This is a genomic window from Kosmotoga sp., assembly GCF_982836095.1.
Map to the genome: position 1 here is coordinate 1 of NZ_CEYIHJ010000025.1, position 1319 is coordinate 1319.

Annotated in this window: 1 protein-coding gene; it reads right to left on the reverse strand. The window is 45.1% G+C overall.

All coding sequences use genetic code 11. The features are described 5' to 3' along the window. Window positions 1-1228: M6 family metalloprotease domain-containing protein (locus AC3LHT_RS03070; RefSeq protein WP_488661940.1), on the reverse strand; the 1228-nt coding region annotated here is incomplete at its 3' end. Window positions 1229-1319: the final 91 nt, after the last annotated feature.

Sequence of the window (1319 nt, forward strand, 5' to 3'; positions counted from 1 at the left end):
TGTGGGAATCATTAGCTTGATTTGCCATTTCATCCACGTGGTATACGATAAGCCCCTCACCGGGCAGCGCCGTGTCATAACCGATTTTTCTGCGGTTTTCCATGAGAAAATATTCAATACCTTCTCTTGAGAGGTTGTCAAAGGTATAGATGACTCGGTTGATTTCAACGGGTTTGAAGGTATATGTTCCGATATAACCATTGAGATTGGTCTCTGATACCCAGCCCAGTTTCAAAAGGCTCCAGCCAGAAAAATGAGCAGGGCTGTCTCCGGGCCTTGATATTCCATTCCATGAACCTGTCCCCATTATTCCCCAATTACCAATGCCATCAGAGCTGTAATCAGTATCATAAAGATCAATGAGTCCAAAAACATGGCCAAGTTCGTGGCAAACCACGCCGATGGTGTTGAGATCATCAAAAAGTGTTTCAGGTTGGATGGTGTATCTGGAAGCTGTGACACCATCATCAGTTGAAGTGGGGGCGTAAAATTGATGCGACCAGATATCCGTTGGATTGCTGGAGGCTTCCTCGCCATTTCCCTGATGCACTACTATAACAGCGTCCACGGAACTGTTCCCATCATTATCGAACTCGGAATAATCCAGATAGGGGTCAGCTGCATTGATAGCCTCACTAACCAGCTCCTGAGGGTGTTCATCATAACCGCCAATGCCATTTTCCCCATAGTAATCGTGGGTTTTAGAGGCTGTAAACCAGCCAACGACAGTGAACTGGAGTTCCACCAAACCCCCTGAGACTTCAAGGTAGTAATCTTTGACTGAATAACCCGTTCCATTGAACAATTCATCAAAATCAGCGGGTTCAAAAGAAGTTTCGGTATCAGAAAAATTAATTAATATCACGGGAAATTTCACGGTTCCTAAAATGGGGGCACTTCTTTCGTACGCTTCAGGGCGGGTTGCCGATGTCAGATATACTTGGATTTTTGACTTCTGAGTAAGGGGAGGCTTTGCTTTTCCGGGTTTCAACCCCAGCGGGACGAGTTTGGTTCCTTCAATGTTGGCAAACTCCCACCAGCCTGTTTCGGGATTCTTGACAATGGGTTGCCCATCATACAGCATCAAGTGGGCATGTTCGTCGCCAATCTGCCTTGCATATATAGTGCTGCCATCGGGTTGGGAGAGGATAATGTTTCCAGGATATGCGGGGACAGAAAAGCCAAGAATCGAGAATGCGATTATCAGGAAAATCAGCACTTTTTTCACATCATTCACCACCCTTTAGAATGGCGAGTTTATCAAGAAAATCTATATCAGAAATAAAAGATTTGAAACCCTCGAAGTGTGGATTGTTTGA